The organism is Moorena sp. SIO2C4 (assembly GCF_010672485.1).
GTDB classification, from domain to species: domain Bacteria; phylum Cyanobacteriota; class Cyanobacteriia; order Cyanobacteriales; family Coleofasciculaceae; genus Moorena; species Moorena producens.
Genome location: NZ_JAAHGN010000407.1, coordinates 1 through 6,288 on the forward strand (window position 1 = coordinate 1; position 6,288 = coordinate 6,288).

Annotated in this window: 5 protein-coding genes; all 5 read left to right on the forward strand. The window is 43.6% G+C overall.

Annotated elements, in window-relative coordinates:
* Positions 1-235: 235 nt before the first annotated feature.
* On the forward strand, positions 236-1,039 hold the full coding sequence (locus F6K20_RS20315) for an RNA-guided endonuclease InsQ/TnpB family protein (RefSeq protein ID WP_008187076.1): 804 nt from the start codon (positions 236-238) through the stop codon (positions 1,037-1,039).
* On the forward strand, positions 1,017-1,604 hold the full coding sequence (locus F6K20_RS20320) for a zinc ribbon domain-containing protein (RefSeq protein ID WP_008187077.1): 588 nt from the start codon (positions 1,017-1,019) through the stop codon (positions 1,602-1,604). The genes F6K20_RS20315 and F6K20_RS20320 overlap by 23 nt, the downstream gene beginning before the upstream one ends.
* A 142-nt stretch (positions 1,605-1,746) precedes the next feature.
* Positions 1,747-2,385: a sigma-70 family RNA polymerase sigma factor gene (locus F6K20_RS20325; protein ID WP_287251784.1), complete on the forward strand. Its 639-nt coding sequence runs from the start codon at positions 1,747-1,749 to the stop codon at positions 2,383-2,385.
* 82 nt (positions 2,386-2,467) lie between these two features.
* Positions 2,468-3,451: a DUF1822 family protein gene (locus F6K20_RS20330; protein ID WP_008187080.1), complete on the forward strand. Its 984-nt coding sequence runs from the start codon at positions 2,468-2,470 to the stop codon at positions 3,449-3,451.
* A gap of 250 nt (positions 3,452-3,701) precedes the next feature.
* On the forward strand, positions 3,702-6,101 hold the full coding sequence (locus tag F6K20_RS20335) for a CHASE2 domain-containing protein (protein WP_287295816.1): 2,400 nt from the start codon (positions 3,702-3,704) through the stop codon (positions 6,099-6,101).
* Positions 6,102-6,288: the final 187 nt, after the last annotated feature.

Genomic DNA, 6,288 nt, shown 5'->3' on the forward strand with positions numbered 1-6,288 from the left:
TCCTGGAGTAGTTGAGCTAGCTTAGCAGGAGCCTCACACCATAATCTTTGATTTGGTGTGAGAGGAATGCGCGGCTGTTAAAGGGGTTCAATACCCCTTTAACAGCAAATTACACTTTCAAAGAATCCTGAGATTTAATATATCTTCGTAATAATTTAATCATCTTTCATGGCAACCTTTCCAAAATCTATACACTAATTAGTGTATTATTAACTATAGTGACCAACACCAGGGGATGAAATACACTTACCAGTATAAAGCACTTCCAAGCACCGACCAAAAGCTAGAGATAAATCTTTGGCTAAGGATTTGCCAGTACTGGTATAATCGTCAGCTTGGTGAAAGGTTTGATTGGTGGGAACGTAACAGAACTTCGGTTAACTCTTGCCCCTTGGTCTGTCATCTTCCTGAACTGCGCGATCGCCCCAACTACTACAGCCAAAAGAAACTTTTACCAGGACTCAAAAAGGGTAAGGTAACAGTGGAATGGTCAGGATATGATTTAGATTTTTCACGGGTTCCAGCTAATACTCTGCAGCAGGTCTGTAAACGTGTAGATAAGGCGTTTGATCGGTTTATTTATGGGGACAATAACGGCAATAGGAGTGGTAAGCCTCGCTTCAAATCTCAACCTCGTTATCGCTCATTTATTGTTGAAGGAGCAGGTTTAACCCTGCATTCATGTTCGACTGGGGGAAAGTTCCTTTACCTGAAAATACCCAAGATCGGCTTGCTAAAAATTCGCTCTCACCGCCATCTACCGGATGGTGCAATCCTCAAACAAGTGCAATTCATCAAAAAAAGTGATGGATGGTTTGTAAACCTTAAACTTGATGATCCTACTGTTCCTGGTATTACACCTGATGTAATCGTGCCGAATTGGGAGAACTCCCTAGGAATGGATGCAGTACTTCACCAGGAGTACTATCTGGCGACATCTTTAGGGGGAAAGCTACCATCCGCCAAGTTTTTGAGGCGAAATCAATCTAAATTAGCCAAAATTTCCAAAAAGAAAAATGCTCGCACCTCAAGGCAGTAAAGCACGCCGAAAACTAGCGAAAAAAGAGGGGTTGCAACACCAAAAAATTGCTCGCGCCAGAAAAGATTTCCAATACAAGACTGCCCACAGCTTAGTAAGTACAGGCAAGAAAGTATTCTTTCATGAAAACCTCAACCTTAAAGGTTTAAGTAAGCGTAATGCACCATTACAAGACAAAGAAGGGAAATACCTACCAAATGGTCAATCGGCCAAGTCCGGGCTCAACCTAAGTTGGGCGGATGCCGCTTTTGGAGAATTCTTTGTAATCCTTGGTCACATAGCTGCGAAAGCTGGAGCCGTTGTGGTTGCCAAGAATCCTGCTTATACCTCTCAATTGTTATCCTATCGAGATCAAGTGATTTTTACTGATTGCGGTATCCGGAAATATTGGGATGAAATAGAAAACCTCTGGGTTGATAGAGATATTAATGCTGCTATCAACATCAAGAGAGTGGGGCTGGACGTGTTCCCCACTATAAAACGCCTTAAAGGTAGCATCAAAATAGTTGATTCTATTACTGATGATACCTCCAAGGAAGTTCTACGCACTCTTCGGGGTGCCTGAGAAGCCTACACCATACCTTTAAGGTTGGTGTAGGAGCGTCACATTACAGACCTGAGGCTGACCCTGCATAACATATACATACCTGTGTGAACATAGTATTTTCGGAGAAAGGCAATATCAGCAAAGGCGGAGCGATCGCATTATGACTCAACTCTATGAGCAGCTCAACCAGCTAGTGACGGCAGCATGTAGTCATCCACCTGGAAGCGCTCACCGTCAAAAAAACTTAACAAAAATTATTCGTTTAGTCACTAAGAAACTTTGGCAAGAACATACTCCCTACTATCAAGACGCACTCCAACAAACCTGGATTTACTTTTGCCAGAATATTTGCGAAGGCAAAACCGGTAATCCCTACGACTCTAGCCGTGGCAGTGTGGTCACTTGGCTCAATTTCTACTTGAAGAAACGACTCCAAGACTTTCGCATCAAGAACATAGACGGACAAGGTAAGACAGTCTCTCCTATCAAGGCTCAAAATGGTGAAAACCTTGACCCGATCAATAGTGTGGCAGCTCCACCTGAGGTGCCTAGGTTACTCGAAGATGTTAGGGAATGGGTGGAAACGGCGGGTGTTGATAGTGATCTACGCACTACCCATGTTAAAGGTCATCCAGAGGTCACCTGCCAAGTCTTAATTTTACGACGCTTGCCTCCAGAAACTAGCTGGAAAACTCTCTCAGAAGAGTTTAATGTATCAATTTCTACATTAAGTAGCTTTTATCAGCGACAATGTTTGCCCCGTTTGCGTAAATTTGGAGAATCGGAAGGATATCTATAATAGGAGGTTCCTTAAAAAGACTTACCTTAACCTTAACCTGGTTCAGTCAAGGTGTTCACATCAGTACAGAAACACAATTCCTATGACCTACAACACCCATAACCTAGAACAATTTGCCCTTCCTCTGCCCATTACTGACAATGCACGCAGGAGTGCTGAGCAATTTGCTAGGCAGCAGCCTACCTCTGAAAAAGCTGAGCAAGTTCGACTCAACACCTTGGCTGTGTTGGTTGTCAATGATTACATGCAAATGCTGGGGATGCCTACAGATTTAAAAGCCTCAGACAGCTGGAATCCTATTATACGCCTGTTAGCTAATGTGGCCGACTTGGAAATATCCGATATCGGTCGTATCGAATGCCGACCGATCAAAGCCCAAGATTCCCTTTGCCATATTCCCCCCGAAGTTTGGTGTGATCGGATTGGCTATGTAGTTGTTCAGATTGATGAACAATCGTCCCAGGGAACAGTGTTGGGATTTACTCCAACTGCTGATACCGAAGAATTACCCATTAGCCAACTACGACCCGTTGACGATTTAATCGATCAGTTCCATCAACCCATCTCAGAGCTAGCCCAGAGAACTAGGGTAAACTTGAGTCAGTGGTTAGACAATGTGGTTGAAACCGGTTGGCAAACTCTCGAAAGCTTGGAAAACTTGTTAAACCCACCCGAACCAATTTTCGCTTTCCGCTCTTCTGGTCTAGAGTCAACTGAGGCGTTACCCCTAGAGGAAAATCTTGATGTGGGGATTAGGCGGGCTAAGTTAATCGACTTAGGCCTATTGCTAGCGGGTTCCCCCGTGGCTTTGGTGGTGGAACTTTTACCAGAATCTGAACTCAAGCAAAATATTTGCCTCAAGGTATATCCCACCGGTAGTAAAACCTATTTGCCTCCCAACCTCACACTCACTGTGCTGGATGGATCGGGAACAGTGTTTCTTGAAGCCCAAGCCAGACAAATCGATAATTACATTCAATTGCAGTTCAGTGGTTTACCAGGAGAGCAATTTAGTGTCGAAGTTGCCCTTGGCGATGCCAGGATTATTGAGGATTTTGCAATCTGATCCCGTAGCGTGGCCTACGGCCAATCTAGGAATTCCTGAATTTAGCCATCGACACACCACCGAAAGCGTTATAATTCAAAGTCCTTCGGGGATAGATCGGTTATCTGGTGTCTTGTTTGATATCAGTTTTGATATCAGTCAGTGGTCAATCCTAAGGCACCGATACACCTTCTATAAACCTCTATAAACCTCTATAAATAAGTAAAATGAGGGTAGAAATCACATCTGCAACACCAGTGATCCATGACCAATGACAAATAACACGCGCAGCATTGGTAAATTAGTTGTCTTAAAGATAGGAGATGGTTGCTTTGACCAAGGGTTTCCAGTCACTTTACAGATTTTGGAAGAGGGCAAAAGCCCTTTGTTGGAAATCACTGGCAGGTTACCTCCTGCTCCGGAAATTATGCAATCGTGCCAAAGTTGGACAACGAGTTATCACAGTTTGGGGTTACGTTCCCGTCTAGAAGCATCTGTGGTACAAGTGACCAATGTATCTAAACTGGAACGGTGCTACAATGCAGCCCAAGTCTTAGGCGATCGCTTAAATGCTTGGCTATCCTCAGAGCCATTTCGACCGATTAAGGAGAAATTACTCGAACAACTATTACCCTCCGATGAAATTCGTCTCATTATTCAAACCGAGAACAGTTGTTTACGGCGACTGCCCTGGCATCTGTGGGATTTTTGGGAACGCTATTCCAAGGCAGAAATTGCTTTAAGTGCCTTAAAGTTTGAACCAGTCACTCTAAATCCCAAGCCCCACCAGAAGGTGAAAATTTTAGCAATTATTGGCAATAGTATTGGTATTGATACCGAAGCGGATCAGAAGTTGCTAGAGAAATTACCTGATGCTCAGCTCACGTTCCTTATAGAACCCAAGCGCCAGCAAGTCCATGAAGCCCTTTGGGAGCAATCCTGGGATATCCTCTTTTTTGCTGGTCATAGTTCCAGTAAAAACGATGGTAAAACGGGTCACATTTATATTAATAAAACCGATAGTTTAACCATTAATCAGTTAAAGTTTGGCTTAAAAAGAGCAATTGGAAAAGGCTTAAAAATCGCTATTTTTAATTCTTGTGATGGATTGGGTTTAGCCTCGAATCTGGCTAATTTACAGATTCCCCAAATTATTGTGATGCGAGAACCGGTACCCGACCGGGTTTCACAGGAATTTTTGAAATATTTTTTAACCGCTTTTGCTGGGGGGCAGTCCTTCTATTTAGCAGTGCGGGAAGCTAGGGAACGATTACAAGGGATAGAAGACGAGTTTCCTTGTGCAACTTGGTTACCGATAATTTGTCAGAATCCTGCCGCAAAGCCACCGACTTGGCCAGGGTTGAGGGACAGTTTTGATGGAAAATATCCACTTCCACCTCCACCTCCACCTCCACCTCCACCTCCACGCCCTGAGCCTCTAAGCTTCGTCAAGGTATTAGTGAGCAGTTTAGTAATTACATGCTTCTTGATAGTTATACAGCAGCTCGGTTTACTGCAAGGTTTGGAGTTGAAAGCCTTCGACCACCTGATCAATAGAAGACCAGCGGAGTTTCCCGATTCCCGTCTGATAGTGGTAGAGGTGACTGAAGAAGATATTGAAGCTCAGCAGTCGGATTTAAGACCAGCTACCTCCTTATCAGACCGATCACTCCAACAACTGTTAGAAATACTTAATTCCTCTCAAGCCAAAGTCATTGGCCTAGATATTCATCGTGATTTTCCTGTAGCCCCAGATTATCAGGATTTGGGAAGGCTCCTAGAGCAAAGCGAGAATTTGGTTACGGTCTGCAAAGCCAGTAACGAAGAGGATAAAGGAATTTCACCGCCCCCAGAAGTTCCGAAACAAAACTTGGGCTTTAGTGATGTTGTAGTTGACCCAGACGGGGTGATCCGTCGCCATCTGTTGGCGTTTAACCCTGATCCAAAATCAGTGTGTAGTGCTTCTTATGCTCTGAGTACCCAGTTGGCCATGCGGTATCTAGTGGCAGAGGGAATCTTTCCCAAATACACAGAAGCTCAAAAACAAGATAAACAATACTTACAGCTAGGTGATGTAGTCTTTAAACCCTTAACCCATCATACTGGCAGTTATCATAAGCTTCATGCCTGGGGACACCAAATCATGCTGAATTACCGTTTTCACCAATCTCCAGAGGATTTTGTGCCCCAAGTCACTCTCTCTCAAGTTCTAAAGGGTAAGATCAATCCTGATGCTTTCAAGGGAAAAATTGTTCTGATTGGGGTTACTGCTCCCAGCCGTAAGGATTATTTTTTTACACCCTATAGTAAAGGTAATGACATAGAGGATCAAACACCAGGGGTAATTATTCATGGCCACATGGTAAGTCAGATTCTCAGTGCTGTTTTAGATGAGCGACCCCTGATACGGCATTGGCCTGCATGGCGTGAAGTAGTGTGGATTTGGGGTTGGGGCCTAACGGTTGGTCTGGTTTGTTGGCGCTGTAAATCCTCCCTACGTTTGGGTGTGTTGCTGTTGGCTCTATCGATTCTCTACGGGTCCTGCTTAGGTCTTTTGAAACAAGGGTATTGGGTACCATTAGTCCCCTCAGCATTGGCTGTGGTGGTTATTGGTAGTTTTATTGTTCTCTATGATCAACCTTCACCATATCCTCTAAAATTGATCAAGTAATCTCAGAATTGAGAATTGAGAATTAAGAATTGAGAATTGAGAATTGAGAATTGAGAATTGAGAATTGAGAATTGAGAATTGAGAATTGAGAATTGAGAATTGAGAATTGAGAATTGAGAATTTAGTAAGCCTGTTTCTTATATTGATCAGGTACATTCAAGTTTCTTACCCCGACTCCCGATTCCCA